At 71.1% G+C, this 25,023-nt stretch carries 28 protein-coding genes, 1 tRNA gene and 1 riboswitch; of the genes, 19 read left to right on the top strand and 10 right to left on the bottom strand.

Annotated elements, in window-relative coordinates; all coding sequences use genetic code 11:
• Positions 1 to 34 precede the first annotated feature (34 nt).
• From ACZ6J5_RS06965 to ACZ6J5_RS06940, 6 genes are all read left to right on the top strand, one after another.
• Positions 35 to 1,015, top strand: a complete 981-nt coding sequence (locus ACZ6J5_RS06965) for an ABC transporter substrate-binding protein (RefSeq protein ID WP_469388447.1) — start codon at positions 35 to 37, stop codon at positions 1,013 to 1,015.
• Positions 1,012 to 2,043 carry a FecCD family ABC transporter permease gene (locus ACZ6J5_RS06960; RefSeq protein WP_469388445.1) on the top strand — a complete coding sequence of 344 codons (1,032 nt, stop codon included), beginning with the start codon at positions 1,012 to 1,014 and terminating at the stop codon, positions 2,041 to 2,043. The genes ACZ6J5_RS06965 and ACZ6J5_RS06960 overlap by 4 nt, the downstream gene beginning before the upstream one ends.
• Entirely contained in the window at positions 2,040 to 2,840 is an 801-nt protein-coding gene (locus tag ACZ6J5_RS06955; RefSeq protein ID WP_469388443.1) for an ABC transporter ATP-binding protein, read from the top strand. Before ACZ6J5_RS06960 ends, ACZ6J5_RS06955 begins: the two co-directional genes overlap by 4 nt.
• A 44-nt stretch (positions 2,841 to 2,884) precedes the next feature.
• On the top strand, positions 2,885 to 3,001 hold the full coding sequence (locus ACZ6J5_RS06950) for a putative leader peptide (protein WP_338058663.1): 117 nt from the start codon (positions 2,885 to 2,887) through the stop codon (positions 2,999 to 3,001).
• 111 nt (positions 3,002 to 3,112) lie between these two features.
• Positions 3,113 to 3,391 (top strand): MoaD/ThiS family protein, encoded by a 279-nt coding sequence (locus ACZ6J5_RS06945; RefSeq protein ID WP_469388440.1) that lies wholly within the window; start codon positions 3,113 to 3,115, stop codon positions 3,389 to 3,391.
• A gap of 5 nt (positions 3,392 to 3,396) precedes the next feature.
• Complete coding sequence (locus ACZ6J5_RS06940; RefSeq protein ID WP_469388438.1) at positions 3,397 to 4,347, top strand: PLP-dependent cysteine synthase family protein; 951 nt, start codon at positions 3,397 to 3,399, stop codon at positions 4,345 to 4,347.
• A gap of 48 nt (positions 4,348 to 4,395) precedes the next feature.
• On the opposite strand, the gene ACZ6J5_RS06935 is transcribed toward ACZ6J5_RS06940, so the two are convergent.
• Positions 4,396 to 4,902: a type II toxin-antitoxin system PemK/MazF family toxin gene (locus ACZ6J5_RS06935; protein ID WP_469388437.1), complete on the bottom strand. Its 507-nt coding sequence runs from the start codon at positions 4,900 to 4,902 to the stop codon at positions 4,396 to 4,398.
• Between the two features lie 198 nt (positions 4,903 to 5,100).
• On the opposite strand from ACZ6J5_RS06935, the gene ACZ6J5_RS06930 reads away from it, so the two are divergent.
• On the top strand, positions 5,101 to 5,853 hold the full coding sequence (locus ACZ6J5_RS06930; protein WP_469388435.1) for an MBL fold metallo-hydrolase: 753 nt from the start codon (positions 5,101 to 5,103) through the stop codon (positions 5,851 to 5,853).
• A gap of 126 nt (positions 5,854 to 5,979) precedes the next feature.
• Here the strand turns inward: ACZ6J5_RS06930 and ACZ6J5_RS06925 are convergent, their stop codons facing one another.
• Together ACZ6J5_RS06925 and ACZ6J5_RS06920 are read right to left on the bottom strand one after the other, a co-directional pair.
• A complete protein-coding gene (locus ACZ6J5_RS06925) occupies positions 5,980 to 7,254 on the bottom strand; it encodes a PTS transporter subunit EIIC (protein ID WP_469388432.1) in 1,275 nt (424 codons plus the stop codon).
• A 251-nt stretch (positions 7,255 to 7,505) separates the two neighbouring features.
• Entirely contained in the window at positions 7,506 to 8,807 is a 1,302-nt protein-coding gene (locus ACZ6J5_RS06920) for a PTS transporter subunit EIIC (protein ID WP_469388430.1), read from the bottom strand.
• A gap of 247 nt (positions 8,808 to 9,054) precedes the next feature.
• Between ACZ6J5_RS06920 and ACZ6J5_RS06915 the strand changes: the two genes are divergently transcribed.
• The 4 genes from ACZ6J5_RS06915 to rdgB all read left to right on the top strand — a co-directional run bounded on the left by ACZ6J5_RS06915 (position 9,055) and on the right by rdgB (position 11,238).
• Positions 9,055 to 9,288, top strand: a complete 234-nt coding sequence (locus ACZ6J5_RS06915; RefSeq protein ID WP_354607871.1) for a PTS sugar transporter subunit IIB — start codon at positions 9,055 to 9,057, stop codon at positions 9,286 to 9,288.
• 87 nt (positions 9,289 to 9,375) lie between these two features.
• The gene (gene rph / locus ACZ6J5_RS06910; RefSeq protein ID WP_469388427.1) at positions 9,376 to 10,107 is read left to right on the top strand and encodes a ribonuclease PH; all 732 of its coding nucleotides are present in this window, start codon (positions 9,376 to 9,378) and stop codon (positions 10,105 to 10,107) included.
• 89 nt (positions 10,108 to 10,196) lie between these two features.
• A complete protein-coding gene (locus tag ACZ6J5_RS06905; protein WP_362476106.1) occupies positions 10,197 to 10,580 on the top strand; it encodes a hypothetical protein in 384 nt (127 codons plus the stop codon).
• Positions 10,581 to 10,635: 55 nt separating this feature from the next.
• On the top strand, positions 10,636 to 11,238 hold the full coding sequence (gene rdgB / locus ACZ6J5_RS06900) for an RdgB/HAM1 family non-canonical purine NTP pyrophosphatase (protein ID WP_469388423.1): 603 nt from the start codon (positions 10,636 to 10,638) through the stop codon (positions 11,236 to 11,238).
• A 38-nt stretch (positions 11,239 to 11,276) separates the two neighbouring features.
• Here the strand turns inward: rdgB and ACZ6J5_RS06895 are convergent.
• Positions 11,277 to 11,360, bottom strand: a tRNA-Leu gene (locus ACZ6J5_RS06895).
• Between the two features lie 52 nt (positions 11,361 to 11,412).
• The gene (gene bcp / locus ACZ6J5_RS06890) at positions 11,413 to 11,880 is read right to left on the bottom strand and encodes a thioredoxin-dependent thiol peroxidase (RefSeq protein ID WP_469388421.1); all 468 of its coding nucleotides are present in this window, start codon (positions 11,878 to 11,880) and stop codon (positions 11,413 to 11,415) included.
• A gap of 142 nt (positions 11,881 to 12,022) precedes the next feature.
• Between bcp and ACZ6J5_RS06885 the strand changes: the two genes are divergently transcribed.
• From ACZ6J5_RS06885 to ACZ6J5_RS06875, 3 genes are all read left to right on the top strand, one after another.
• Complete coding sequence (locus ACZ6J5_RS06885) at positions 12,023 to 12,343, top strand: DUF3618 domain-containing protein (protein WP_469388419.1); 321 nt, start codon at positions 12,023 to 12,025, stop codon at positions 12,341 to 12,343.
• Positions 12,344 to 12,410: 67 nt separating this feature from the next.
• Positions 12,411 to 12,749 (top strand): GroES family chaperonin, encoded by a 339-nt coding sequence (locus ACZ6J5_RS06880; RefSeq protein WP_046911984.1) that lies wholly within the window; start codon positions 12,411 to 12,413, stop codon positions 12,747 to 12,749.
• Between the two features lie 49 nt (positions 12,750 to 12,798).
• Positions 12,799 to 12,870: riboswitch (guanidine-III (ykkC-III) riboswitch) on the top strand.
• A 32-nt stretch (positions 12,871 to 12,902) separates the two neighbouring features.
• Entirely contained in the window at positions 12,903 to 13,223 is a 321-nt protein-coding gene (locus ACZ6J5_RS06875) for a DMT family transporter (protein ID WP_469388417.1), read from the top strand.
• Positions 13,224 to 13,277: 54 nt separating this feature from the next.
• Here ACZ6J5_RS06875 and ACZ6J5_RS06870 read toward each other — a convergent pair whose 3' ends face one another.
• Positions 13,278 to 15,665, bottom strand: coding sequence for a transglycosylase domain-containing protein (locus ACZ6J5_RS06870; RefSeq protein WP_469388414.1), 2,388 nt, complete (start codon positions 15,663 to 15,665; stop codon positions 13,278 to 13,280).
• Positions 15,666 to 15,774: 109 nt separating this feature from the next.
• On the opposite strand from ACZ6J5_RS06870, the gene ACZ6J5_RS06865 reads away from it, so the two are divergent.
• From ACZ6J5_RS06865 to ACZ6J5_RS06845, 5 genes are all read left to right on the top strand, one after another.
• The gene (locus ACZ6J5_RS06865) at positions 15,775 to 16,578 is read left to right on the top strand and encodes an ABC transporter permease (protein WP_469388411.1); all 804 of its coding nucleotides are present in this window, start codon (positions 15,775 to 15,777) and stop codon (positions 16,576 to 16,578) included.
• The gene (locus ACZ6J5_RS06860; protein ID WP_469388409.1) at positions 16,571 to 17,455 is read left to right on the top strand and encodes an ABC transporter permease; all 885 of its coding nucleotides are present in this window, start codon (positions 16,571 to 16,573) and stop codon (positions 17,453 to 17,455) included. The genes ACZ6J5_RS06865 and ACZ6J5_RS06860 overlap by 8 nt, the downstream gene beginning before the upstream one ends.
• A gap of 9 nt (positions 17,456 to 17,464) precedes the next feature.
• Positions 17,465 to 18,529 (top strand): ABC transporter ATP-binding protein, encoded by a 1,065-nt coding sequence (locus tag ACZ6J5_RS06855; protein WP_469388408.1) that lies wholly within the window; start codon positions 17,465 to 17,467, stop codon positions 18,527 to 18,529.
• A gap of 20 nt (positions 18,530 to 18,549) precedes the next feature.
• The gene (locus ACZ6J5_RS06850) at positions 18,550 to 19,818 is read left to right on the top strand and encodes a DUF445 domain-containing protein (protein ID WP_469388406.1); all 1,269 of its coding nucleotides are present in this window, start codon (positions 18,550 to 18,552) and stop codon (positions 19,816 to 19,818) included.
• Positions 19,819 to 20,092: 274 nt separating this feature from the next.
• A complete protein-coding gene (locus ACZ6J5_RS06845) occupies positions 20,093 to 20,578 on the top strand; it encodes a hypothetical protein (protein WP_469388405.1) in 486 nt (161 codons plus the stop codon).
• Between the two features lie 53 nt (positions 20,579 to 20,631).
• Here ACZ6J5_RS06845 and ACZ6J5_RS06840 read toward each other — a convergent pair whose 3' ends face one another.
• The 4 genes from ACZ6J5_RS06840 to ACZ6J5_RS06825 form a co-directional block, all read right to left on the bottom strand.
• Positions 20,632 to 20,940, bottom strand: a complete 309-nt coding sequence (locus ACZ6J5_RS06840; protein ID WP_469388404.1) for a hypothetical protein — start codon at positions 20,938 to 20,940, stop codon at positions 20,632 to 20,634.
• A 123-nt stretch (positions 20,941 to 21,063) separates the two neighbouring features.
• The gene (locus ACZ6J5_RS06835; RefSeq protein ID WP_469388402.1) at positions 21,064 to 22,416 is read right to left on the bottom strand and encodes a DNA cytosine methyltransferase; all 1,353 of its coding nucleotides are present in this window, start codon (positions 22,414 to 22,416) and stop codon (positions 21,064 to 21,066) included.
• A 9-nt stretch (positions 22,417 to 22,425) separates the two neighbouring features.
• Positions 22,426 to 24,147, bottom strand: coding sequence for a DUF6339 family protein (locus ACZ6J5_RS06830; RefSeq protein ID WP_469388400.1), 1,722 nt, complete (start codon positions 24,145 to 24,147; stop codon positions 22,426 to 22,428).
• Complete coding sequence (locus ACZ6J5_RS06825) at positions 24,147 to 24,917, bottom strand: hypothetical protein (protein ID WP_469388399.1); 771 nt, start codon at positions 24,915 to 24,917, stop codon at positions 24,147 to 24,149. Before ACZ6J5_RS06825 ends, ACZ6J5_RS06830 begins: the two co-directional genes overlap by 1 nt.
• Positions 24,918 to 25,023 lie beyond the last annotated feature (106 nt).

Below are 25,023 nucleotides of genomic sequence, written 5' to 3'. Positions count from 1 at the left end.
CCGGGGACGCGGATCCCCGTCTGGAGGCCTGCCCATGTCCTGGCGTCGCCCGCTGCTCACCGCCGCCGCGCTCATACCCCTGCTCGCCGCCTGCTCCGCCCCCGCGAGCACCCCCGGCGCCGACAAGGGCGCGAAGGCCGCCCCCGGCTTCCCGTACACCGTCACCAACTGCGGTGTGACCACCACCTATCAGGCCCCGCCGAAGCGCGCGGTCACCATGAACCAGCACGTCACCGAGGTCATGCTCGCCCTCGGCCTGCAGAAGTCGCTGGTCGGCACCGCCTACCTGGACGACGCGGTCCTCCCCGCCTACAAGAAGGCGTACGACGCCGTCCCCGTGCTCGCCAAGGAGTACCCCTCCAAGGAGGCGCTGCTCGCCGCGAACCCCGACTTCGTGTACGGCGGTTACTCCTCCGCCTTCGACGCCAAGGCCGGCCGCTCCCGGGACGACCTGGGGCGCTCCGGCATCGCCACCCGCCTCAACACCGAGTACTGCCCCTCCGGCCGCACCGCCCTCGACGACGTCTACCGCGAGGTCACCGAGGTCGGCCGCACCTTCGGCGTCCCCGACCGGGCCGAGGCATGGAACCGCGAGGCGCGGGCCGGGGTCGCCGCCGCGGAGCAGCGCCTGAAGGGCGCCGCGCCCGTCTCCGTCTTCGTCTACGACAGCGGCGACAAGACCGCCTTCACCGCCGGCGGCAAGGGCATCGGCAACGAGCTGATCACCCGCGCGGGCGGCCGGAACGTCTTCTCCGACCTCGACAAGACCTTCGGCGACGCCACCTGGGAGCAGGTCGTCGACCGCGAGCCCGACGTGATCGTCATCTACGACTACGGCTCCACCACCGTCGAGCAGAAGAAGAAGCGGCTCCTCGACGACCCCGCCCTGCGCGAGGTCCCGGCCGTCAAGAACCGCCGCTTCGCCGTGCTCCCGCTCTCCGACGCGGTCCTCGGCGTCCGTGCCCCCGCCGCCGTCGCCAAGCTGGCCGCGCAGCTCCACCCCGCCGCTCGATGACCCACCGTCCGACGACCCGGCTCCGCCACACGGCGGTCGTCGCCGGACTGCTCGTGGCGCTCGCCGCGGCCGTCGTCGCCGCCCTCGCGCTCGGCTCCGTCCGCATCCCGCCCGGCCAGGTGCTCGACATCCTGACCGGGCGGGCCGGGCCCTCCCCGTACCGCACCATCGTGCTCGACGTGCGGCTGCCCCGGGTGCTGCTCGGGGCGGTCGTCGGCGCCGGGCTCGCCGTCGTCGGCGCCGTCCTCCAGGCCCTCGTCCGCAACCGGCTCGCCGACCCCTTCCTGCTCGGCATCTCCTCCGGAGCCTCGGCCGGGGCCGTCTGCGTGCTCGTCCTCGGGGTGGCCGGCGGGATCACCACCACCGTCGCCCTGCCCGCCGGGGCCTTCGCCGGCGCCCTGCTCGCCCTCGTCCTCGTCTACGCCCTGGCCCGGCGCGGCGGCACCATGACCGGCGCCCGGCTCGTCCTCGCCGGGGTCGCCGTCTCGTACATCCTGTCCGCCCTCACCACGCTGCTGCTGGTCGTAGCCGGCCGGCCCGAGCAGTTCCAGGAGGCCCTCTACTGGTCCCTCGGCGGCCTCGGCAGCGCCCGCTGGGACAGCCTCGTGCTGCCCGCCGCCGTCCTGGCCCTCGGCATCGGCGTCCTGCTCACCCTCGCCCGCCCGCTCGACCTGCTGCTGGTCGGTGAGGAGGGCGCCACCGTCCTCGGCCTGGACACCGCCCGCTTCCGCGCCGCCGTCTTCGTCCTCGCCTCGCTCGTCACCGCCGTCATGGTCGCGGCCAGCGGCGCCGTCGGCTTCATCGGCCTGATGGTCCCGCACGCCGCCCGGATGGCCGTGGGCGCGCCGCACCGGCGGCTGCTCCCGGTCGCCGCCCTCGGCGGGGCGCTCGCCCTCGTCCTCGCCGACCTCGCCGCGCGCACCGTCGCCGCGCCCCAGGACATCCCGGTCGGCGTGCTCACCGCCCTCACCGGCGGCCCCTTCTTCCTCTGGCTGATGCGCCGCCGCGCGGACGGAGCGACCCTGTGACCCCTCCCCGTACGGCCGAACTGCGGATCGAGGCCCTCGGCTACGAAGGGCGGCTGTACGAGGCCGGCCTCGTCGCCCGCCCCGGCGAGACCGTCGGCCTCGTCGGCCCCAACGGCAGCGGCAAGACCACCCTGCTGCGCTGCGTCTACGGCACCCTCGCCGCCACCTCCGGCCGCGCCCTCCTCGACGGCGAGGACCTGCGCGCCATGGGTCCCCGGGCCCGGGCCCGCCGGGTGGCGACCGTGCCGCAGGAGAGCGCCCTCGAATTCGAGCTGACCGTCCGCGAACTGGTCGCCCTCGGCCGCTCCCCGCACAAGCGCTTCTGGGAGGGCGACACCGCGGACGACCGGGAGCGGGCGGACGCGGCGCTCGACCGGGTCGGCATCCTCGGCCTCGCCGACCGTCCCTACCCCGAGCTGTCCGGCGGCGAGCGGCAGCGGGCGCTGGTCGCGCGGGCGCTCGTCCAGGACCCGGCGCTGCTCGTGCTCGACGAGCCCACCAACCACCTGGACATCCGCTACCAGCTTGAAGTGCTCTCCCTCGTCCGCCATTTGGGCACCACCAACCTCCTCGCCCTGCACGACCTGACCCTCGCCGCCGCCCACTGCGACCGGCTCTACGTCCTGGACCGGGGCCGGGTCGTCGCCGAGGGCGCGCCGTCCGAGGTGCTCACCCCGGAGCTGCTGAAGCGGGTCTACGGGGTGGAAGCCGAGGTCATCCCGCATCCGGCCACCGGCACGCCGCTCGTCGTCTATCTGCCCCGTCCGCCCGTTGGTCAGAAACTGTCCGTCATGTGAGATCACATTCCGGAACCCGGACCGGGAATCGATACGATGACCGCATGGTTTCCCACGACGTGAGCGAAGAGACGCCGGGCACACCCCTGCTCGTCGCGCGCCTGCACGTCGATCTGTGCCGCCTCGCCAGCGCGATCTGTACGCCGCGCGCCGCGCTCTGACACGCCCGGACCGAGCGCACCCCGCCAGCACGAGCCCCCGCGCGGGGGCCCCAGCCGCGCGCCCAGCACGCCACCCGCCCGTACGAGCCCCTTCCGACAGGAGCCCACCCCATGGCCATCGAGGTCCGCGTCCCGACCATCCTCCGCACCTACACCGACGGCGCCAAGGCCGTCGAGGGCAGCGGCGGCACCCTCGCCGAGCTCTTCGCCGACCTGGAGACCCGCCACGCCGGGATCGAGGCCCGCATCGTGGACGAGGGCAAGCTGCGCCGCTTCGTCAACGTCTACCTCAACGACGAGGACGTGCGCTTCCTCGACGGCATCGACACCAAGCTCACCGACGGCGACAACGTCACGATCCTGCCCGCGGTCGCGGGTGGCATGGTCTGATCCACATGCGCTACGACTCCCCGCTGGCGGCGGTCGGCCACACCCCCCTGGTCCGGCTGCCGCGGCTGTCCCCCTCGGACGAGGTCCGCATCTGGGCCAAGCTGGAGGACCGCAACCCCACCGGCTCGGTCAAGGACCGCCCCGCGCTCCACATGATCGAGCAGGCCGAGAAGGACGGCCGGCTCACCCCCGGCTGCACCATCCTGGAGCCCACCAGCGGCAACACCGGCATCTCGCTCGCGATGGCGGCCAAGCTCAAGGGCTACCGGATCGTCTGCGTCATGCCGGAGAACACCAGCGAGGAGCGCCGCCAGCTGCTCGCCATGTGGGGCGCCGAGATCATCTCGTCCCCCGCGGCGGGCGGTTCCAACACGGCGGTCCGCGTCGCCAAGGAGCTCGCGGCCGAGAACCCGTCCTGGGTGATGCTCTACCAGTACGGCAACCCGGACAACGCGGGCGCCCACTACGCCGGCACCGGCCCCGAGATCCTCGCCGACCTGCCGTCGATCACCCACTTCGTGGCGGGCCTCGGCACCACCGGCACCCTCATGGGCGTCGGCCGCTACCTGCGCGAGCACAAGCCCGACGTCAGGATCGTCGCCGCCGAACCCCGGTACGACGACCTGGTCTACGGCCTGCGCAACCTCGACGAGGGCTTCGTCCCCGAGCTGTACGACGCCTCCGTCCTCACCACCCGCTTCTCGGTCGGCTCGGCCGACGCGGTCACCCGCACCCGCGACCTGCTCCAGCAGGAGGGCATCTTCGCGGGCGTCTCCACCGGCGCGGCCCTGCACGCGGCCATCGGCGTCGGCAACAAGGCGGTCAAGGCCGGAGAGAGCGCCGACATCGTCTTCATCGTGGCCGACGGCGGCTGGAAGTACCTGTCGACCGGCCTCTACACGGCGGCGACGACGGAGGAGGCGATCGCGGCGGTCCAGGACCAGCTCTGGGCCTGAGGCCCGGCCCCGTCCCCCCGGATCCCCCGATCCCCCCACCGCCCGTCCTCAGCGCGCCAGATGGCGGACCTGGTCCCAGACCACCGGGTCCGCCGTCCCCACCCTGCGGCGGAAGTCCGCCAGCGGGACCTCCCGCAGCTCGTCCGTCTCCAGGAAGCTCGGCCGCCCCTGCGCGTCGCCCACCGAGCCCGGCGGCAGCGCGATCACCCCGGGCCGCTCGTCGTGGTACTTGCTGGTGATCTTGGCGACCAGGGCCCGCTCCCCGCGCACCCCGAGCACCAGGCACGGGCGGTCCTTCGAACCCGGGCCGTCCTCGAACGGCACCTCCGCCCACCAGATCTCACCCGGCCCCGGCAGCCGCCCCGAAGGCGCCTTCCCCCGGGCGGGCCGGCCGCGCGCGGGCCTGCCGCCCGGGGCCGCCGGCCGGGTCGGGCGGGCCGGCGGACGGCTGCGGCCCTCGGGGCGGCGCGCCGAACGGCGGCGCCCCTCGGTGACGGCCGCGATCAGCGCCAGCACCACGACCGCGGCCAGCGCGGGCCACCACGACGTGTCCATACCTCAAGACCGTACCGTCGCCGCCCCCGCACCGCCCGGACGCCCCGCCATCCATCCGAACCGGTGACAGCGCCCGTGAGTTCGCCCACAACGGGCCGCCACGGAGGAGCGACGGGGCGTAGCGCGCCGTACGCTCGACAGATCGCACGACCTCCCCTCCCCGCGCCCCGCGCACCCGTCCACGGAGGTTCACGCTCCATGAAGCTCACCGTCGTCGGCTGCTCAGGTTCGTTCCCGTCCGCGGAATCGGCCTGCTCCAGCTACCTCGTAGAGGCCGACGGCTTCCGGCTGCTCCTCGACATGGGCAACGGCGCCCTGGGCGAGCTGCAGCGCCACATCGGTCTGTACGACCTGGACGCGATCTTCCTGAGCCATCTGCACGCCGACCACTGCATCGACATGTGCGGGTACTTCGTCGCGCGCTACTACCGCCACGAGGGGGGCCGCTGCGAGGCCATCCCCGTCTACGCCCCGGAGGGCGCGGAGCAGCGGCTGACCACGGCGTACGCGGACACGCCCTCGCCGCACGCGATGGCCGAGGTCTTCGACTTCCGCACGCTGAAGTCGGCCTCGTTCGAGATCGGCCCGTTCTCGGTGCGCACGGAGAAGGTGTGCCACCCGGTCGAGGCGTACGCGATCCGGGTCGAGCACGGGGGCCGTTCGCTGACCTACTCGGGGGACACCGGGGTGTGCGACGCGCTGGACGAGCTGGCGCGCGGGGCGGACCTCTTCCTGTGCGAGGCCTCCTTCACCCACGGCAAGGAGGACATCCCGGCCCTCCACCTCAACGGGCGCGAGGCCGGCGCCCAGGCCGCCCGCGCGGAGGTGGGCCGGCTGGTGCTGACGCACATCCCGCCGTGGACGGACGGCGAGCGGAACCTGTCGGACGCGCGCGCGGTGTACCCGGGGCCGGCGGAGCTGGCGTACGCGGGCGCGGTGTACGAGGTCTGAGCCGGGGGCGGCTCCGGTCAGGAGCCGCCCCATGGCGGCCGGGCATACGGGAAGGGCCCCGGAACCTGTCGGTTCCGGGGCCCTTCGCTGTCGGCTGTCCGGCGGTGCCGGGGCGGCCGTACCGGCTTACTTGGCCTCGGCCTTCTGCAGCTCGGCCAGCTCCTCGTCGGACTCGCGGCCCGGCGTCGGGATGTTGAACTTGGTGATCGCGAAGCGGAAGACCACGTAGTACAGGGCGGCGAAGCAGAGGCCGACCAGGGCCAGCAGCCACGGCTTGGACGCGATGCCCAGGTTGAGCAGGAAGTCGACCGCGCCGGCCGAGAAGCCGAAGCCGTCCTTCATGCCGAGGGCCCAGGTGAGCGCCAGGGAGACACCGGTCAGCAGCGCGTGGACCGCGTAGAGGACCGGGGCGATGAACATGAAGGTGAACTCGATCGGCTCGGTCACGCCGGTGACGAAGGCGGTGAGCGCGAGGGAGAACATCATGCCGCCGACGATCTTGCGGCGCTCCGGGCGGGCACAGTGGGTGATCGCGAGGCAGGCCGCCGGGAGGGCGAACATCATGATCGGGAAGAAGCCGGTCATGAACTGGCCGGCGGTCGGGTCGCCGTGCAGGAAGCGCGCGATGTCGCCGTGGTAGTCCACGCCGCCGTCGGTGTAGCTGCCGGCCTGGAACCACGGGAAGGAGTTGAGCAGGTGGTGCATGCCGACGGGGATCAGCGCGCGGTTGGCGACACCGAAGATGCCCGCGCCGACGGCGCCGGAGCCGACCAGCCACTCACCGAAGTTGTGGATGATCGAGCCGAGCACCGGCCAGATGAGACCCATCACGATGCCGATGACCAGACCCGCGAAGGCGGAGAGGATCGGGACCAGGCGACGGCCACCGAAGAAGCCCGCCCAGTCCGGCAGCTTGGTCCGGTAGAACTTCTGGTACAGCAGGGCCACGATGATGCCCATGATGACGCCGCCGAGGACGCCGGCGTTGACCGGGGCGTCGTTCATGACGATCTTGCCGTCGGCGACGGCGGCGACCTTCGGCAGGTTGCTGTCGGTGAAGGTGGCGAGCACCTTCTGGAAGACCAGGTAGCCGGTCACGGCGGCCAGCGCGGTGGAGCCGTCCGACTTCTTCGCGAAGCCGATGGCGATGCCGACGCAGAACAGCAGCGCCATGTTGTCCAGCAGCGCGCTACCGCCGGCGGCCATGTAGCTGGCGAGCTTGTTGACGAAGTCCGGGAACGACTCCCTGCCGAGCATGTCTGCCTGGCCGAACCGGACCAGCAGCGCGGCGGCGGGCAGCACGGCGACCGGCAGCATGAGGCTGCGGCCGATGCGCTGCAAGACAGCCATCGCGCCGGAGCCCTTCTTCTTGGCCGCGGGGGCGGCGCTAGCCGTGGACACAACTTCCTCCAGTGGGCAAGGCGCCGCCAGAGGACAGTGAAAGGGGGTGACGGCGGCGTCTCGTGGAACGCGGTGGTCTGGACCGCGTGGTCTACACCAATTAATGGTGTAGACCAGTTGTAGCACGTGTGACTTAGATAAGGAACCTTCGAATTTTGCGGCCCGAGCCATAGCTGGACAACGAACGACATAAGGCCCCCGGACCATGAGGTCCGAGGGCCTTGGGGCCGGGGCGAAAGCCCGTCCGGGCGTTATGCCTTCGTGTTGTCCCGCTCCAGTTCCTCCTCCAGCTCCTCGGGCTCGCGGCCCGGGGTCGGCAGGTTGAACTTGGTGATCGCGAAGCGGAAGAGCACGTAGTAGACGACGGCGAAACAGAGGCCGATCGGAATGATCATCCATGGCTTGGTCGCCAGGCCCCAGTTGATCACGTAGTCGATCAGGCCGGCCGAGAAGCTGAAGCCGTCGTGCACGCCGAGCGCCCAGGTCACCGCCATCGACACACCGGTCAGCACCGCGTGGATCGCGTACAGCACCGGCGCGATGAAGAGGAACGAGTACTCCAGCGGCTCGGTGATGCCGGTGACGAACGAGGTCAGGCCGACCGAGAGCATCAGGCCGCCGACCTGCTTGCGCCGGTGCGGCTTGGCGCAGTGGGTGATCGCCAGCGCGGCGGCGGGCAGCGCGAACATCATGATCGGGAAGAAGCCCGAGGTGAACTGTCCGGCGTCCGGGTCGCCCGCGAGGAACATGCTGATGTCGCCGTGGACCACCGTGCCGTCCGGCTTGGTGTACGAGCCGAACTGGAACCAGACCGGCACGTTGAGGAACTGGTGCAGGCCGATGACCAGCAGCGCGCGGTTGGCCACGCCGAAGATGCCGGAGCCCCAGGAGCCGAGGCCGACGAGCCAGTCGGAGAAGCTCTCCAGGCCGTCGCCGATCGGCGGCCAGATCCACAGGCAGAGCGCGGCGAAGGCGATGCCGACGAAGGACATGATGATGGGGACGAGCCGGCGCCCGTTGAAGAAGCCGAGCCAGTCGACCAGCTTGACCCGGTGGTACTTCTGCCAGAAGTAGGCGGCCAGCAGGCCCATCACGATGCCGCCGAAGACGCCCGGGTTCTGGTACGTGTAGCCGGCGAAGGAGTCGTCGACGCCGAGGCAGCCGCCGCCGATGTCCTTGGTGCCGGTCGGGCAGTCCTTCGGGAAGGCGTGCAGCACGCCCCGGTAGACGAGGAAGCCGGCCACGGCGGCGAGGGCGGTGGAGCCGTCCGACTTCTTCGCCATGCCGATGGCGACGCCGATGCAGAACAGCAGGGGGAGGCCGAGTTCGGCGTCGAGCAGGGCGCCGCCCGCTCCCGCCATGACCTTGGCGACGTCCGTCCAGCCCAGCCCGTCGTCACCGAAGACGTCCGGCTGGCCCAGTCGGCCGATGATGCCGGCCGCGGGGAGGACGGCGATGGGCAGCTGAAGGCTGCGGCCCATCTTCTGCAGCCCTTGGAAGAAGCCGCCCCATGGCGACTTCTTCGGTGCGGCTGCGGCGCTCGTACTGCTCATCGGCGTCCTCCCTGACCCGACACGGACTCCGGAATGTTCCGGACCCGGCTCTCGTTCGTACTGGTGTAGACCAGTTGCGATAGGCTCCCCGGGGCCGATCGTGGGCAGGCCGCCGGTGATCGTCATCTTTCGGCAGAACGGCGGACTTCGCTCGCGAGACTGGTCCAACCGTGGGTTACCGTGACAAAGCGGACCTTCGGTGCGCCGAGATTCACGTTCTTTGAACGGAACGGACAGGGAGAAACACATGGCCAGCAAGGCTGAGAAGATCGTCGCCGGGCTCGGTGGCATCGAGAACATCGAAGAGGTCGAGGGCTGCATCACCCGCCTCCGCACCGAGGTCGTCGACCCGTCCAAGGTCGACGAGGTCGCCCTCAAGGCCGCCGGCGCCCACGGCGTCGTGAAGATGGGCACCGCCATCCAGGTCGTCATCGGTACCGACGCGGACCCGATCGCCGCCGACATCGAAGACATGATGTGAGCCGTCGCTCGCGCGACTGACACAGCACCGAAGGGCCCGTTCCGGCAGGGGAGCGGGCCCTTCGTCAGGTGCGGCTACGCTCGACCCATGTCTCGTATCGACGGCCGTACCCCCGAACAGCTCCGCCCCGTCACCATCGAACGCGGATGGAGCAAGCACGCCGAGGGCTCCGTCCTCGTCTCCTTCGGCGACACCAAGGTCTTCTGCACCGCCTCCGTCACCGAGGGCGTCCCCCGCTGGCGCAAGGGCAGCGGCGAGGGCTGGGTCACCGGTGAGTACTCGATGCTCCCCCGCGCCACCAACACCCGTGGCGACCGCGAGTCCGTCCGAGGCAAGATCGGCGGCCGGACCCACGAGATCTCCCGCCTCATCGGACGCTCCCTGCGCGCCGTCATCGACTACAAGGCGCTCGGCGAGAACACCATCGTCCTCGACTGCGACGTCCTCCAGGCCGACGGCGGCACCCGCACCGCCGCCATCACCGGCGCGTACGTCGCCCTCGCCGACGCCGTCGCCTGGGCGCAGGGCAAGAAGCTGGTCAAGGCCGGCCGCAAGCCGCTGACCGGCACCGTCGCCGCCGTCTCCGTCGGCATCGTCGACGGCACCCCGCTCCTCGACCTCTGCTACGAGGAGGACGTCCGCGCCGACACCGACATGAACGTCGTCTGCACCGGCGACGGCCGCTTCGTCGAGGTCCAGGGCACCGCCGAGGCCGAGCCCTTCGACCGCGAGGAGCTCAACGCCCTCCTCGACCTGGCCTCCGGCGGCTGCGCCGAACTGGCCGAGATCCAGCGCAAGGCGCTCGAAGGAACTCTCTGACGGCCCCCGACGTCTGTCTGGATACGGGCGCACGGGTCGAACCGTGCGCCCCGTCCACACACGCAGGTACGAGGGGGAGGACCCAACTCTTGAAGCGCCGCCGCTCCATAGCGCTCGCCGTCGCCACCGCCGCCGCACTCACCGGCCTGGTCGGCTGCGGTGCGCTCGACAAGGCCATGGACTGCGTCAAGACCGCCGACGCCATCGCCACCTCGGTCGACAAGCTCTCCCAGGCCGTCTCCAGCGCCTCCAACGACCCGACGCAGATCGAGGAGGCCCTGAACAGCATCGACACGGAGCTGGGCAACCTCAAGAACACGACGGACAACGCGGACCTCACCAAGGCGGTGGACGACCTCACCAAGGGCGTCGACACCGTCCGTACGGCCGTCAAGAACGGCGACGCGACCCCCGACATCAAGCCGATCACCGACGCGGCGACCGAGGTCGGCAAGGTCTGCACCCCCGGCTAGCCGCACCGGACCGGGGCCGTGCCCGCAACCCGTCGCGGCCCCGGATAATCGGGACATGACCCGTCTGATCCTCGCCACCCGCAACGCGGGCAAGATCACCGAACTGCACGCGATCCTCGCCGACGCCGGACTCGACCACGAGCTCGTCGGCGCGGACGCGTATCCCGAGATCCCCGACGTCAAGGAGACCGGCGTCACCTTCGCGGAGAACGCCCTCCTCAAGGCGCACGCCCTCGCCCAGGCCACCGGACTGCCCGCCGTCGCCGACGACTCGGGCCTCTGCGTCGACGTCCTGAACGGCGCCCCCGGCATCTTCTCGGCCCGCTGGGCCGGCCGCCACGGCGACGACAAGGCCAACCTGGACCTGCTGCTCGCCCAGCTCTCCGACATCGGCACCCCGCACCGCGCGGCCCACTTCGCCTGCGCCGCCGCCCTCGCCCTGCCGGACGGCACCGAACGCGTCGTCGAGGGCCGGATGCCGGGCACCCTGCGCCACACCCCCGCGGGCACCAACGGCTTCGGCTACGACCCGATCCTCCAGCCGGAGGGCCTGAGCGTCACCTGCGCCGAACTCACCCCGGCCGAGAAGAACGCGATCAGCCACCGAGGCAAGGCCTTCCGAGCCCTGGTGCCGGTGGTGCGGGAGCTGTTGGGCTGACGCTCGCGCGTCGACGCGCGAGCGGACGGACGAACGAGTGCGGCCGGGGGGACTCGAACCCCCACGGGTTTTACCCCACTGGGACCTAAACCCAGCGTGACTGCCAATTCCACCACGGCCGCAGGCTGTCCGGTCATGCTACTGGCCGGGCAGCCTCCGTCACAGGAGTGGGGGTCAGATCCCCAGGTCCTTGATGATCTTGGCTACGTGGCCGGTCGCCTTCACGTTGTAGAGGGCGCGCTCGACCTTGCCCTCCTCGTCCACCACGATCGTGGACCGGATCACGCCCGTCACCACCTTGCCGTACAGCTTCTTCTCGCCGAAGGCGCCGTACGCCTCCAGGACCTTCTTCTCCGGGTCGCCGACCAGCGTGACCTTCAGGTGCTCCTTCTCGCGGAACTTCGCCAGCTTCTCCGGCTTGTCCGGGGACACGCCGATCACGTCGTAGCCCGCGCCCGCCAGCAGCTCCAGGTTGTCCGTGAAGTCGCAGGCCTGCTTGGTGCAGCCGGGGGTCAGGGCGGCCGGGTAGAAGTAGACGATGACCTTGCGGCCCTGGTGGTCCGCGAGGGAGACCTCGTTGCCGTCCGCGTCGGGCAGGGTGAAGGCGGGGGCGGTGTCGCCGGGCTGCAGTCGCTCGCTCATGGCTCTCCTCGGGAATGTTCGCGTACGCGTTCAGAGCCTAATGGGGGTCGGGGACGACCCGCGGGCACGGAAGCTGACAGACTGTCCACCGACGACCGGAACACGCCGGTACTCGCCGGTACACGACTACGGAGGCAGCGCGGTGTCGGACGCCAGGACCCCTGCGCAGATCGAGGCGGACATCGTCCGCCGACGCGAGCAGCTCGCCGTCACTCTCGACGAGATCGGCATTCGGGTGCACCCGAAGACGATCGTCGGCGACGCGAAGGCGAAGGTCGCCGCCACGGTCGACCACACCGCCGGCCGCGCCTTCGTCGCGGTCAACCGCGCCGTCTCGGACGTGAAGGCCCGCTTCACCCACGAGGACGGCGCCCCCCGCCTGGAGCGCGTGGTGCCGGTCGCGCTGGTGGCCGTCGCGGTCGTCGGCCTGATCGCCGCCTCCGCCCGCAAGGGCAAGGACTGAGCAAGGGATCCGCCCGGTCACCCGGTCCCGGGTACGGGCGACACGCCCGGCCAGGTAGGTTCGAGTCGTGAGCGACAACACCCACGACAAGCTGCCCATCCGGATGCTCCACGACCGGGTCCTGGTCCGAACCGACACCCCCGAGGGGGAACGGCGCTCGGGCGGCGGCATCCTCATCCCGGCGACCGCCGCCGTCGGCCGGCGGCTGGCCTGGGCCGAGGTCGTCGCCGTCGGGCAGAACGTCCGCACCGTCGAGATCGGCGACCGGGTCCTGTACGACCCCGAGGACCGTGCCGAGGTCGAGGTGCGGGGTGTCGCGTACGTCCTCATGCGCGAGCGCGACCTGCACGCCGTCGCCGCCGACCGCTTCCAGGGGCAGTCCGACTCCACGGGGCTCTACCTGTAGTCGCGCCCCCTCGTACGACGGCCTGGTGACCGGTGTCACCAGGCCTTTTGCCTGTCCTTTGCTAGGCTGGGGACACCCGACGAGACGCGCCGTACCGGGCTACACGACAAGACGACGCACTCCTGTAGTCCCGTCTCGCGGAGGTTCGTCGTCATGGCCTGGGTCCTGCTCATCATCGCCGGTCTGCTCGAAGTCGGCTGGTCGATCGGCATGAAGTACACCGAGGGCTTCACCCGTCTCTGGCCCAGCGTCTTCACCGGCGCGGGCATCGTCCTCTCGATGCTGCTGCTCTCGCAGGCCGCCAAGACCCTGCCGATCGGCACCGCCTACGGCGTCTGGGTCGGCATCGGCGCGGCCGGCGCGGCGGTGTTCGGCATGCTGGTGCTCGGCGAGCCGGCGACCGCCGCCCGGATCTTCTTCGTCTGTCTGCTGCTGGTGGCCGTGGTCGGCCTGAAGGCGACCTCGGGGCACTGACCCCCGCCGCGCCGCCGCCGGGGCACCGGCTCACCGGCTCACCCGTTCACCCGTTCACCGGGGGGCTCCTGACCCTGTCGTCGTGGGCGGCAACGGCAGCGGCAGCGGGGGTGCCCCGGGCGGTGCCTCCCGTACCGGCTCCGGATCCGGCTCCGGAGCCGGGATCGGTGCCGGTGCCGGTGCCCGTACGGGCTCGCGGACCGGTTCCCGTACCGGATCCGGGGTCCGCTCCCGTGCGCGCTCCGGCTCCCGCTCCCGGCTCCCGCCCTTCGGCGCCGCCGGGGCCCGCCCCGGGCCCCGGCCGGGCGCTCCCGGGCCCTCCAGGCCCTGTGCCGGGTCCGGGAAGTCCGGTACCGGCGGCACCTCCGGCAGCTCCTCCGCGCCCTCCAGGAGCCGCAGGTCGAACTCCTTCGGCGCGACCCCCGCGAGCGCCTCGCGGGTGAACTGGCCCCAGATCTCGGCGGGCGCCCCGCCCCCGTTGATCCGGGGCAGGCCCAGCGCCCCGTACAGCGGCTCCTGCCGCCCCGACTCCGGGTCCTGGCCCAGCAGCGCGACCACCGTCGCCAGCTCCGGGGTGTAGCCCGCGAACCAGGCCGCCTTGTCGTCCTCGGCCGTGCCCGTCTTGCCCGCCGACGGCCGCCCGGCCGCGAGCGCCGCCGTGCCGGTGCCGTCGCGGACGACGCCGCGCAGCACGGCCGTCGTCGTGTCGGCGGCCTCGCGGCCGATCGCCTGCCGCGCCCCGCCCGGACCGGGTGTGCCGGGCAGCGCCAGCTCCTCGCCGCCCCGGGAGATCCGTTCGACCAGCGTGTACGTGCCGTGGGCGCCGTGGTTGGCGAGCGTCGCGTACGCCTGCGCGAGGTCCAGGACGCTCGCGGTGGCCGGGCCGAGCGCGATGGAGGGGGAGGCGGTGAGGTCCGGGGTGTTCCCGGGCAGCCCGAGCGCGACCGCCGCCTCGCGGACCCGGCCGGGGCCGACGTCGACGGCGAGCTGCGCGTACACGGCGTTGACCGAGTGGTCGGTGGCGGAGCGCAGGGTGATCTCGCCGTAGTCCGTGTCGTCCTCGTTGGCCGGGTCGTAGGGGGCCCCGTTCCAGCCGCGTACCGGGCGCCGGTTGTCGCCGTCGTAGAAGGTGTTCGGGGTGATCCGTTCACCCTCCTGGGTCAACGCGCCGTGCTGGAGCGCGGCGGCGAGGACGAAGGGCTTGAAGGTGGAGCCGACCTGGTAGTCGCGGCGGGTGGCGTTGTTGACGTACTGCCGCGTGTAGTCGACGCCGCCGTAGAGGGCGACGACCCGGCCGCTGCCCGGCTCGACGGCCGCGCCCCCCACCCGCACGTACCGGTCGGCGGGGTTGCGGGCCGGGTCCAGGCGGGCGGTCACGTGCGCGTCGACGGCCCGGACGAGGGCGTCCTGCCTGGCCGGGTCCAGGGTGGTGGTGATCCGGAAGCCGCCCGCGGCCAGCGTCTTCTCGTCGACGATCCGGTGCTCGGTCAGGTACTGCCCGACCGCCTGCACGAGGTAGCCGCGCTGGCCCGAGAGCCCGGCCGAGGCGTGGGCCGGGCGCGGGGCGGGGAAGACGGCGGCGGCGCGGGCGGCGGGGGTCAGCCGGCCCTCCGTGACCATGCCGTCCAGGACGTAGCGCCAGCGGGCGAGGGCGCGCGGCCGGTTCTCGGGGTGGGCGGCGACGTCGTACGCGTTGGGCGCGTTGAGCAGCGAGGCGAGGTACGCGCCCTCGGAGGTGTCGAGGTCCTTGGCGTCCTTGCCGTAGTACGCGCGGGCGGCGGCCTGGATCCCGTAGGCGTTGCGCCCGAAGTAACTGGTGTTCAGGTACCCCTCCAGGATCTCGTCCTTGCTCTTCTCGCGGCCCAGCTTCAGCGCGATGAAGAACTCCTTCGCCTTGCGGGTGAGGGTCTGCTCCTGGCCCAGGTAGTAGTTCTTGACGTACTGCTGGGTGATGGTCGAGCCGGACTGGCGGCCCTTGCCGGTGAGGGTGTTCCAGGTGGCCCGGAGCATGGCGCGGGGGTCCACGGCGGGGGAGGTGTGGAAGTCGCGGTCCTCGGCGGCGAGCACGGCGTCCTGGACCCCGGCGGGGATCCGCGCGAGCGCCACGCTCTCCCGGTCGACCTCGCCGGCGCGGGCGATCGGGGTGCCGTCGCGGTAGAGGAAGAGGTTGGACTGGGCGACGGCGGCGGCGTTGGCGGGCGGGATGTCCACCAGGAGGTATCCGGCGGCGAGCCCGCCGGCGAGGAGCAGGCCGCCGAGGACGGACAGCCCGAGCAGCGCGCGCAGCACCCGGCGGGGGAGGGAGCGGGGGCGGGGCCGGGGCCGGGGAGGAGCGGGGGGTGCGGGGGGTGCGGGGACGGACGGATCCCTGGGCGCCCAGGCGGAGTCGGCCGGGTGGGGGCCGTCCGTACCGCCGCCGGGGATGCGGGAAGAAGGGGACATAACGTCACATCCTGCCCCCACGTATCCGGGAAATCGGTCGCGACGGCGCGGGAATTCCCTCTAAGGTCGTGCTCTTTGCGTGCGATGACCGGCCGGAGGGAGCAGGGACATGCCGCGGCTCTACGCGACCGTGGCCGCCGGTGGCTTCAGACGCCATGCCACCTACCGGGTGGCCACGGCGGCGGGGATCTTCACCAACACCGTCTTCGGCTTCATCCTGTCGTACACCTACATCGCGCTCTGGGACGCCCGTCCCTCGCTCGGCGGGTACGACAGCGGCGACGCCCTCGCCTATGTGTGGATCGGCCAGGGCCTCATCACCGTCTGCGGACTGATGGGCGGGGGCTTCGAGGAGGAGCTCGTCGAGCGGATCAGGACCGGCGACATCGCCGTGGACCTCTACCGCCCCGCCGACCTCCAGGCCTGGTGGTTCGCCGCCAACCTGGGCCGGGCCGCCTACCAGCTGCTCGCCCGGGGGATCGCCCCCATGCTCTTCGGCGCCCTCGTCTTCGACCTGACCCTGCCGGGGCACTGGTGGACCTGGCCGGCGTTCCTCGGCTCGGTGGCGCTCGGCGCGGTCGTCAGCTTCGCCCTCTGGTACCTGGCGGCGATGAGCGCCTTCTGGCTGCTCGACGGCCAGGGCGTGCTCCAGGCGGCGTGGCTCGGCGGCCTGTTCTTCTCCGGGATGCTGCTCCCCCTGAACGTCTTCCCCGGCGCCCTGGGCGAGCTCGCGCGCGTGCTGCCCTGGGCCTCGATGCTCCAGGTGCCGGCCGACGTGTACCTGGGGCGGTACGAGGGCTGGGGACTGCTGGGGGCGTACGCCTTCCAGGGCGGCTGGGCGCTGGCCCTGCTGGCGGCGGGGCGCGGGGTGCAGGCGCTGGCGACGCGGAAGGTGGTGGTGCAGGGTGGATGAGTCCCCGCACACGTACCGCCCGACGACGGGCGCGGCCGAGTCCTGGCGTCCGTACCGCCCGACGACGGGCGCGGCCGAGTCCTGGCGCACATACCGCCTGGTGGCCGGCATGTGGATCCGCTCCACCCTCGCGTACCGCTCCTCCTTCGTCCTGACCCTCCTCTCCTCCTTCCTCGTCACCTTCTTCGACTTCGTCGTGATCCTGCTGATGTTCGGTCAGGTGAAGGGGCTCGGCGGCTTCTCGTTCGCGGAGGTCGCGTTCCTGTACGGGACGGCCGGGACCTCGTTCGCCGTGGCCGACCTCGTGATGGGCTCGCTGCCGAGGATGGGCAAGCGGGTGCGGGACGGCTCGCTCGACACCTTCCTGCTGCGCCCGGCGCCGGTCCTCGCCCAGGTGGCGGCGGACAAGTTCGCGCTGCGGCGGCTCGGGCGGGTGGCGCAGGGGCTGCTGGTGCTGGGGTGGGGCGTGGTGCTGCTGGACTCCGTGGAGTGGTCGGCACTGAAGCTGCTGCTGGTGCCGGTGATGCTGCTGAGCGGCGCGCTGATCTTCGCGGCGCTGATGGTGCTGGGGGCGTCCACGCTGTTCTGGCTGCAGGACGCGGCGGAGGTGACCAGCTCGTTCACGTACGGCGGGAACACGATGCTCCAGTACCCGCCGACGATCTTCGCGCAGGACCTGGTGCGGGGCGTCGTCTTCGTCGTACCGCTCGCCTTCGTCAACTGGCTGCCGGCCCTGTACGTCCTGGGGAGGACGCCGCCGGCCGGGATCCCGGGCTGGACGGCGTTCCTGTCCCCGGTGGTGGCGCTGGTGTGCTGCGGGGCGGCGGGACTGGCGTGGCGGGCGGGGCTGCGCGGCTACCGATCGACAGGAAGCTGAGGAGACCCGATGGAACCCCCGACCGACCACCCCCACCCGCCGACCACCCCCTTCATCGAACTGGAGGGCCTGGAGAAGGTCTTCACCGTCCGCCGCCGGACGGGCCTGTTCCGCAGGGAGAAGCGGGAGGTCAGGGCGGTGGACGGGATCTCGTTCACCGTGGCGCGCGGGGAGATGGTCGGCTACATCGGCCCGAACGGCGCCGGGAAGTCGACCACGATCAAGATGCTGACGGGCATCCTCACGCCGAGCGGCGGCCGGCTGCGGGTGGCCGGCATCGACCCCGCGCGCGAGCGGACCCGGCTGGCCCGCCGCATCGGGGTGGTCTTCGGCCAGCGCACCACCCTCTGGTGGGACCTGCCGCTGCGCGACTCGTACACGCTGGTCCACCGGATGTACCGGATCCCCGACGCCCGCTACGCCGAGAACCTCGCCCGCTGCGTCGAACTGCTCGACCTCGGCGACCTGCTCGACGTGCCGGTGCGCCAGCTCTCCCTCGGCCAGCGGATGCGCGGGGACATCGCGGCGGCCCTGCTGCACGACCCGGACGTGCTGTACCTCGACGAGCCGACGATCGGCCTGGACGTGGTCTCGAAGGCGAAGGTGCGGGGCTTCCTGCGCGAGCTGAACGCGAGCCGGGGCACGACGGTGCTGCTCACCACCCACGACCTGACCGACATCGAGCAGCTGTGCCGCCGGGTGATGGTGATCGACCACGGGCGCCTGATGTACGACGGGGAGCTCGCCGGACTGCACCGCGCGGGCGGGAGCGAGCGGCTGCTGGTGGTGGACCTGGCCCGGGAGGAGGGGCCGATCGAGGTGCCGGGCGCCCGTTTCGTACGGGCGGAGGGGCCGAGGCAGTGGCTGGCGATCCCGGCGGAGTCGTCCGCGGCGCCGGTGGTGTCGGCGGTGGCGGCGGCGTACCCGCTGGTGGACCTGTCGGTGCGGGAGCCGGACATCGAGGCGGTGATCGCGAAGATGTACGGAGGCGGAGGAGGCGAGGGAACCCCCGGAACTCCCGGAACCGCCGGAACGGGGGGAACTCCGGATGCCGCCCGGGAGTCACTGAGATAGGGAGAAAGGGAGGTGAGGTGATGGTGAGCTTCACGTACACGGCGGCGGACGAGGAGAAGAGCAAGGGCGTCCGGCGGATGAAGCTGCTGGCGACGGGCCTGCTCGGGTTCGTGGCGGTGGTCTTCGGCCTGGCCACGTGGGCGAAGAACGAGGGCGCCGGCGCGTGGGCGGGCTATGTGGCCGCGGCGGCCGAGGCGGGCATGGTGGGCGCGCTGGCGGACTGGTTCGCGGTGACGGCGCTGTTCCGCCGCCCCCTGGGCCTCCCCATCCCGCACACGGCGATCATCCCCACCAAGAAGGACCAGCTCGGCGCGTCGCTCGGCACCTTCGTGGGCGAGAACTTCCTCTCCGCCGACGTCGTACGGGGCAGGCTGCGCGGCTTCGGCATCGCGCGCCGCCTCGGGCTGTGGCTGGCGGACCCGACGCACGCGGACCGGGTCACCTCGGAGCTGGCGGCGGCGCTGCGCGGCGCCCTCACGGTGCTGCGCGACTCGGACGTGCAGGCGGTGGTGGGGGAGGCGATCACCCGGCGGGCGGAATCCGCCGAGATCGCCCCGGGGCTGGGCAAGACCCTGGAGCGGATGGTCGCGGACGGCTCGCACCACCGAGCGGTCGACCTGGTCTGCACCCGGGCGCACGACTGGCTGGTGACGCACGGGGACTCGGTGATGGACGCGGTGCAGGGCGGGGCGCCGGGCTGGACGCCGCGCTTCGTGGACCGGCGCATCGGGGAGCGGGTCTACAAGGAGCTGCTCCGCTTCGTGACGGAGATGCGGGACATGCCGTCGCATCCGGCGCGCGGGGCGATCGACCGCTTCCTGACGGACTTCGCCTCCGACCTCCAGTCGGACACCGACACGCGGGCGCGCGTGGAGCGCCTGAAGTCGGACCTGGTCTCCCGGCCCGAGGTCCAGGACCTCATCGCGTCGGCGTGGTCCTCGGTGCGGGCGCTGATCCTGGCCGCGGCGGAGGACGACCAGAGCCAGCTCCGCCGGCGCGCCCGCTCCTCCCTGATCTCGCTCGGCCAGCGCCTGTCCTCGGACGAGCGCCTCCAGACGAAGGTGGAGGGCTGGGCGGAGGACGCGGCGGCGTACGTGGTCACGACCTACCGCGCCGAGATCACGTCGCTGATCACCGACACGGTGGCGGGCTGGGACGCCACCCAGACCTCCAAGAAGATCGAGGCGAACATCGGCCGCGACCTCCAGTTCATCCGCATCAACGGCACGGTGGTCGGCGCCTTGGCGGGCCTGCTGATCTACACGGTCAGCCGGGCGGCGGGGGGATAGGGTCTGCTGGACACGACCGCGGACGGGGGAGCGCGATGAGCAACTGGCTGAGCCGGAGCACAGGCAACCTGAGAACGGGCCGGAACAGACGGAGCGAGCCGAGCGGCGCCGCGCTCACCCCGCGTCCTCTGACCGGAGTCTCCAAGACCCTCGCCCCGCCCCCCTGTCGCGCCGGGGCGGCCCGCGCCCGCCCTGACCACGGCGGGCGCCCCGGTCCTCCAGCGGACGACCGGCACCGCGGACCGGGTGGTGGAGCTGTCCACGGGCGCAGCCGGTGATCATCGGCATCACGCACCACGGCCCGGGCCACTTCGTGGTGGACGCCCTGGACGGCAGGCTCCGCGCGGGCGGCCGGCTCGTCTACACGGACGGCCCGTTCGCCGCCCGCGCCCTGGCCAACGCCGCCGACCGCCCGGTCCGGGCCCTGCGGATCCAGGCGGAGGCCCCGTGGACGATCGAGCTCACGGACCTGACCGACGCGGTCACCCTGCACACGTACGCGGAACGCCCCGCCTCCGACGTCCTCCGCTCCACGGGCGGCCCGGCGATCGCGCCCCTCCACTACCGGGGCACCCCGACCGCCTCCGACGGCGGCTATTTCCTCACCGACACCTTCGCCCCCGACGGCTCGGGCTTCCTCGACGTCCTGGCCAACCACACGGGCCCCTGGCAGGCCGAAGCCCCCTTGGCCGGCCCGTGCCTGGCGTACGCGCGCGCGGACGGCCCGTGGAGCATCGAGGTGCGCCCGCTCGGCGGCTAGCGCGGAACGGGGAGCGGCGCCTCACCGCTCCCTCCGCCCGCGAACCCTTAGACCTAGGCCGCGCGCCGGGTCACGGCGTACGCGGCCCCGGCCATCCCACCGGCCACGGCGAACACCGCGGGCCACGCCCCGATCTTCTTCGCCAGCACATGCGACCCGGCGAACGCGGCCACGTACGCGCCCGTCAGCCCACCGGCGACCTTCGCCCCACCGACCGCCCGCCACTCCCGAGCCGCCACCCCACCGGCCACGGCCAGCACGACCCCACCGAGCGGCCGCTTCTTCGTCCACCTGGCGACGGCGTACCCACCGACGAGCCCGGCGGCGGCTATGGCGGGGGAGGGGATGCGGGGGCTGGGCATGGCGGGGGCTTTCTGGTCGACGACGGTGTGAAGGCGGGAACGACTTTGCCGAGGCACGACTCACCGACGGTCTGTCGGGCGCGGGAGCCCAGAGCAGTCCGACGGTGTCGCCCTCGCCGAGAGTCAGCCGCGGAGGAAGGCGTAGATGGCGGAGGCTATCGCTCTGCCGAGCGGGATCGGCACAGCGTTCCCGATCTGCATCGCGATCTCCGTCTTCGAGCCGCACCATCGGAACTCGGAAGGAAATCCCTGAATTCTGGCTGCCTCGAAGTGGGTGATGGGTCGATTCAGCTCGGGGTGCAGGTAGCGTCCCTTTTCGGGTTTGAAAAACTCGGTTCTGATGGTCACGGAAGGCTCGCCGAGTCGAAGGCGCCCCATTACATCGCCTGTACCCGTGTTGTGCTTGTCCCAGCTCTCGGTGGAGAGATATTTGACGGGTGTCTTCACGCCCGTAGGGTTCGGCTCTGGGAAGATCTCAATAGAGCCGGATTCGTCGACGGTGAACCACTTGTTGCGCAGATCCTTCCGGTTTCCGCCCGGCGGGATCGCTCTGTAGCGTGCTCGCGAAAGGACTTCCGGGCTTCTGCGGATGTGTAGATCCTCTGTACTGAAAGCCCCCGGCATGACATCGTCCACCTCGGCGATGTAGTCCTTGGTGTCGGGGAGCTCCGTTCCCTTGAGGAGGATTCCTTCCGATTCGTCGAACACGCCGTCCACCGCCAGCCATGACCGGAACTCTTCGATGGTTCCGTCCAGTTGCTGCGCAGATGTCCCGATCGTCTTCGTTGCTCTACGGAAATGCGTCTGAAGGGGGTAAGCCATCGATCGTCCATCTCCGACGTCGCGGCGCACTCCGATCACAATGGCTCGACGTCGGGCTTGAACGGCACCGTAATTGGCAGAGTTAAGGAGATAGCGTCGAGCCTTCTCGTCCTCTGTGTCAGAGGTTTGATGCCCCGGCGGGTCGACGAGGCGGTAGTCGGCCAACTTTCCTTGTGGGTGGACTTCTTTCAGTAGATTCTGAAATTCATCCGACCTGAGGAAACGGTCGACATTCTCGATCACGAACACCTTTGGGCGGACTTCCGCGACGATGCGAACGTATTCCTCCCAGAGGCGGTTGCGCTCGCTCCCCTTCTTCTTGCGATTCAAAGCGGAGAACCCTTGGCACGGAGGGCCTCCGACGATCACATCGGCGTGCGAGGCTTCCTCCGTCGGCTTCCATTCTTCGATGTCGCCGAAGTAGACCTGAGCCGCAGGTAGATTCTGGTCGCGTCGACCGCTGCCGAAGTTCATGGCGTAGGTCGCTGCTGCGGCCTTGTTGTGCTCGACGGCCGCGATGCTGTGGAAGACGGGCTCGTCGCCGATCGCCCCGTCCGGCCTGTACTCGTGAAACCCTTGAGTGAAGCCACCGCAGCCTGCGAAGAGATCTAGGACGGTGATGGGCTCGTGGGGCATGGGACGGGACGCGCGCATGGTGCGATCTTAGCTTCGCAGAGCTGCAGCGAGGGCAAGCCCGACTGCCGTCGCCAGGGGAGGCGGCATGGCGTGACCGATCTGTCGGTACTTGGACGTCTTGCCGCCCGCGAAGCTCCAGCCCGGAGGGAACGCCTGGATCATCGCGGCCTGCTCGACGGTCAGCTTGGGGTGATCATCGGCCGGGAAGTCGGGGCCGGGCGGTTCGTCGCCGAGGCTGATTCCGTTCACGCCCAGGGCGGCCCATGCCTTCTTGCTGCCGGTGGGGCCGAGGTCGGCACCGCCTCGGCGGTCTGATCCTCCGACCAGGGCGGGCGCGATGCGGTCGGCGTTCTTCGTCCACTGCTCCGCGCCAGGCCACCCGCGTGAGGCCATCGAGGAACCGAGCACGTCGCCGACGGTCGGGGGCGGGGTTCCGTGCGGTTCGGGCCACTGGAATCGCGAGAAGTACGGCTCCCGCAGCGCCACGAGAAAGCCGCTGCTGCGATTCTGTGGAACGCCGAAGTCCGCGGCGTTGAGGGTTCGCCAGCTTGCACGGTATCCCGCGTTGAACAGCTCTTCCTCTATCCACGCACGGTCTGCCTGGAACGCGGGACTCTCCACCAGGTCCGGCACGTTCTCCAAGAGAAGGGCGCTCGGCTTGATCGAGCATGCCAGATCGACCACTGTCCGAAGGACGCGTCGCTCCTCTGTGTCCTCAACGCGCCCTGTCGTGGCAGACGACTTCACGCGAGGCAGACCGGCGCTCAAGAGGTCCACGCCGGCGACGTCCGGACGCATCTCGGCGTGAAACTCCGTGACGTCCATGCACACGACGTCCCAGCCGGCCCGGTTGCGATCGATGGTGAAGCACGCGTCGGCCTTACTGTCGATGAGCAGTAGCGGATCGAAACCCGCCAGCTCCAGCCCCAGTGCCTGGGCGCCTGATCCCGAGCAGATCTCGATGGACTTGAACCGTGCGTCGACCGCGCCCCGGGACTTCGGCCGCTGAGCCTCGACGGCTTCCAGAGCCACGGCGAGAAGCTCCTCGTCCAGGGCCTCGTCTTCGATGCCGTCGAAGAGCACGAACGGGGCGAGACGAAGCAGGCGCTTGAGGAAGTCGCGCAGGGTTTCTCGTTCGCTGAGGCCCCTCAGGTCCAACCGGTTCCAGACCCGAAGAATCGCTCGCACCATGTGGGGGCTTCCGCCCAGAGCGGCACGGCGTGCGTAGATCTGGTCGAACGCGGCCTCCCCGAGGATCCGCAGAGCGCTGTACGGGGTCGTGCTGTCGGTAGAGCGCACCAGCTGAGCACGCCACCAGAGGCGACCGAACACGTGCCGAGTGAGGTCTGTCCCGAGAACTCGGTCTCTGGGCGGCTGCGGATAGCGCCAGTACGCCACGTCGGGGAGCACGACGAGAGCGAGGAAGGCCCAGACGTCACGCGAGGCCGCCTCGGCGGGGACCATTCCTGTTTCCGCGTGCAGGAGCTCCGCCAGCCTGAGATCGAACTCGGAGTTGCGGGTGCGATCGGAGCTGTCGGGGAACCCGGAGGCTGCGGCCAGCTCGACGACGGCACGGCGCAGGTCCTTCAGCCGCTCTGCCGAGACTCGATCGCCGCCGGTGGCCACGTACACGGCGGAGGAGTGTGCGTACGACACCCGATCGCTCAGGTCGGCGATGGTGAGATCGCGATACTCGTCGTAGAGGCCACGTGCCTGTTGAGTCAGCAGGCGGGGGTAGAGAAGGCTCATCAGGACACCTCGAAGATCTTGACGGCGGCCTGCAGATCCGAGGCGAAGAGCGCTGGGGACTGAGCACGGCGCAGCCGGATGTCGGTGATCGACCGGCCGGGGAAGAGCTGATCGAAAAGGCTGAGCAGGGTCGCGCCGAGTGAGTCCTCGGCATAGTCGGACTCTTCCGAGAGGTCTTCGTGGGAGAGCGCGTATTCGATCATGATGCGAGCGGCGTCCGCGTACACCGCGGAGAGCACGACACGATCGACAGGACGCGGTTTGTGCGCGTTCTCGAAGGCAGCCGTGGTGACCTTGTTCCGTTCGTTGACCAAGAGCAGGAGGGCGCCCATGGTCGCGTTCTCCAGGCCGCCGCTGATCTGCAGGTGCCAGGCCGCGCCGTCCGGGAAAGAGGTATGGGCGAAGTCGATCACGGCCATGGGGAACTGCGGCGCATCGCCCTGCAGCCGCACCGAGCCCCGTTCGCTCCACAGGACGGACCCGGCACGACGAGGGGACGAAGGTCGACCGTCGCCTCGACGTTCGGCCAGCACCAGGGCCGTATCGAGGACGAGGAGTCCGCCGAGGTCAGCCCCTGAGAGCCGAACCTCCAGATCCACGGAGCGCACGCCGAGATCGGTGAGACGCTCCCGATGCCCCGGGCCACTCAGATTCGACCCGCTGGCGGTCCACACGGCGGCGAGAGCGAGCGCGGTCTCCGCAGGAAGGCCGCACTGGGCACGTGCCCGATCGAGGTCGATGCGCACGGTTCGCCGGAGGGTGAGGTTCATGCGGTAGTCCCAGTGCGGGAGAGCTTCCGGCAGGGGCACTTCCCCGTCGTCGACGGCGAGTCGCCACGGTCCGGCGGTGACGACGTCATCGGATGGGATGCGATAC

The organism is Streptomyces sp. NPDC042100 (assembly GCF_055582325.1).
The sequence above is the reverse complement of the archived record's forward strand: the minus strand, read 5'-3'. Positions and strand labels throughout refer to the sequence as shown.

Bases quoted from the DNA above. Each gene is read 5' to 3' on its own strand.
- ACZ6J5_RS06965 (WP_469388447.1), top strand. From the start codon at position 35: ATGTCCTGGCGTCGCCCGCTGCTCACCGCCGCCGCGCTCATACCCCTG.
- ACZ6J5_RS06960 (WP_469388445.1), top strand. From the start codon at position 1,012: ATGACCCACCGTCCGACGACCCGGCTCCGCCACACGGCGGTCGTCGCC.
- ACZ6J5_RS06950 (WP_338058663.1), top strand. From the start codon at position 2,885: ATGGTTTCCCACGACGTGAGCGAAGAGACGCCGGGCACACCCCTGCTC.
- ACZ6J5_RS06945 (WP_469388440.1), top strand. From the start codon at position 3,113: ATGGCCATCGAGGTCCGCGTCCCGACCATCCTCCGCACCTACACCGAC.
- ACZ6J5_RS06940 (WP_469388438.1), top strand. From the start codon at position 3,397: ATGCGCTACGACTCCCCGCTGGCGGCGGTCGGCCACACCCCCCTGGTC.
- ACZ6J5_RS06935 (WP_469388437.1), bottom strand. From the start codon at position 4,902: ATGGACACGTCGTGGTGGCCCGCGCTGGCCGCGGTCGTGGTGCTGGCG.
- ACZ6J5_RS06930 (WP_469388435.1), top strand. From the start codon at position 5,101: ATGAAGCTCACCGTCGTCGGCTGCTCAGGTTCGTTCCCGTCCGCGGAA.
- ACZ6J5_RS06920 (WP_469388430.1), bottom strand. From the start codon at position 8,807: ATGAGCAGTACGAGCGCCGCAGCCGCACCGAAGAAGTCGCCATGGGGC.
- ACZ6J5_RS06915 (WP_354607871.1), top strand. From the start codon at position 9,055: ATGGCCAGCAAGGCTGAGAAGATCGTCGCCGGGCTCGGTGGCATCGAG.
- rph (WP_469388427.1), top strand. From the start codon at position 9,376: ATGTCTCGTATCGACGGCCGTACCCCCGAACAGCTCCGCCCCGTCACC.
- rdgB (WP_469388423.1), top strand. From the start codon at position 10,636: ATGACCCGTCTGATCCTCGCCACCCGCAACGCGGGCAAGATCACCGAA.
- bcp (WP_469388421.1), bottom strand. From the start codon at position 11,880: ATGAGCGAGCGACTGCAGCCCGGCGACACCGCCCCCGCCTTCACCCTG.
- ACZ6J5_RS06875 (WP_469388417.1), top strand. From the start codon at position 12,903: ATGGCCTGGGTCCTGCTCATCATCGCCGGTCTGCTCGAAGTCGGCTGG.
- ACZ6J5_RS06870 (WP_469388414.1), bottom strand. From the start codon at position 15,665: ATGTCCCCTTCTTCCCGCATCCCCGGCGGCGGTACGGACGGCCCCCAC.
- ACZ6J5_RS06865 (WP_469388411.1), top strand. From the start codon at position 15,775: ATGCCGCGGCTCTACGCGACCGTGGCCGCCGGTGGCTTCAGACGCCAT.
- ACZ6J5_RS06855 (WP_469388408.1), top strand. From the start codon at position 17,465: ATGGAACCCCCGACCGACCACCCCCACCCGCCGACCACCCCCTTCATC.
- ACZ6J5_RS06850 (WP_469388406.1), top strand. From the start codon at position 18,550: ATGGTGAGCTTCACGTACACGGCGGCGGACGAGGAGAAGAGCAAGGGC.
- ACZ6J5_RS06840 (WP_469388404.1), bottom strand. From the start codon at position 20,940: ATGCCCAGCCCCCGCATCCCCTCCCCCGCCATAGCCGCCGCCGGGCTC.
- ACZ6J5_RS06835 (WP_469388402.1), bottom strand. From the start codon at position 22,416: ATGCGCGCGTCCCGTCCCATGCCCCACGAGCCCATCACCGTCCTAGAT.
- ACZ6J5_RS06830 (WP_469388400.1), bottom strand. From the start codon at position 24,147: ATGAGCCTTCTCTACCCCCGCCTGCTGACTCAACAGGCACGTGGCCTC.
- ACZ6J5_RS06825 (WP_469388399.1), bottom strand. From the start codon at position 24,917: ATGAACCTCACCCTCCGGCGAACCGTGCGCATCGACCTCGATCGGGCA.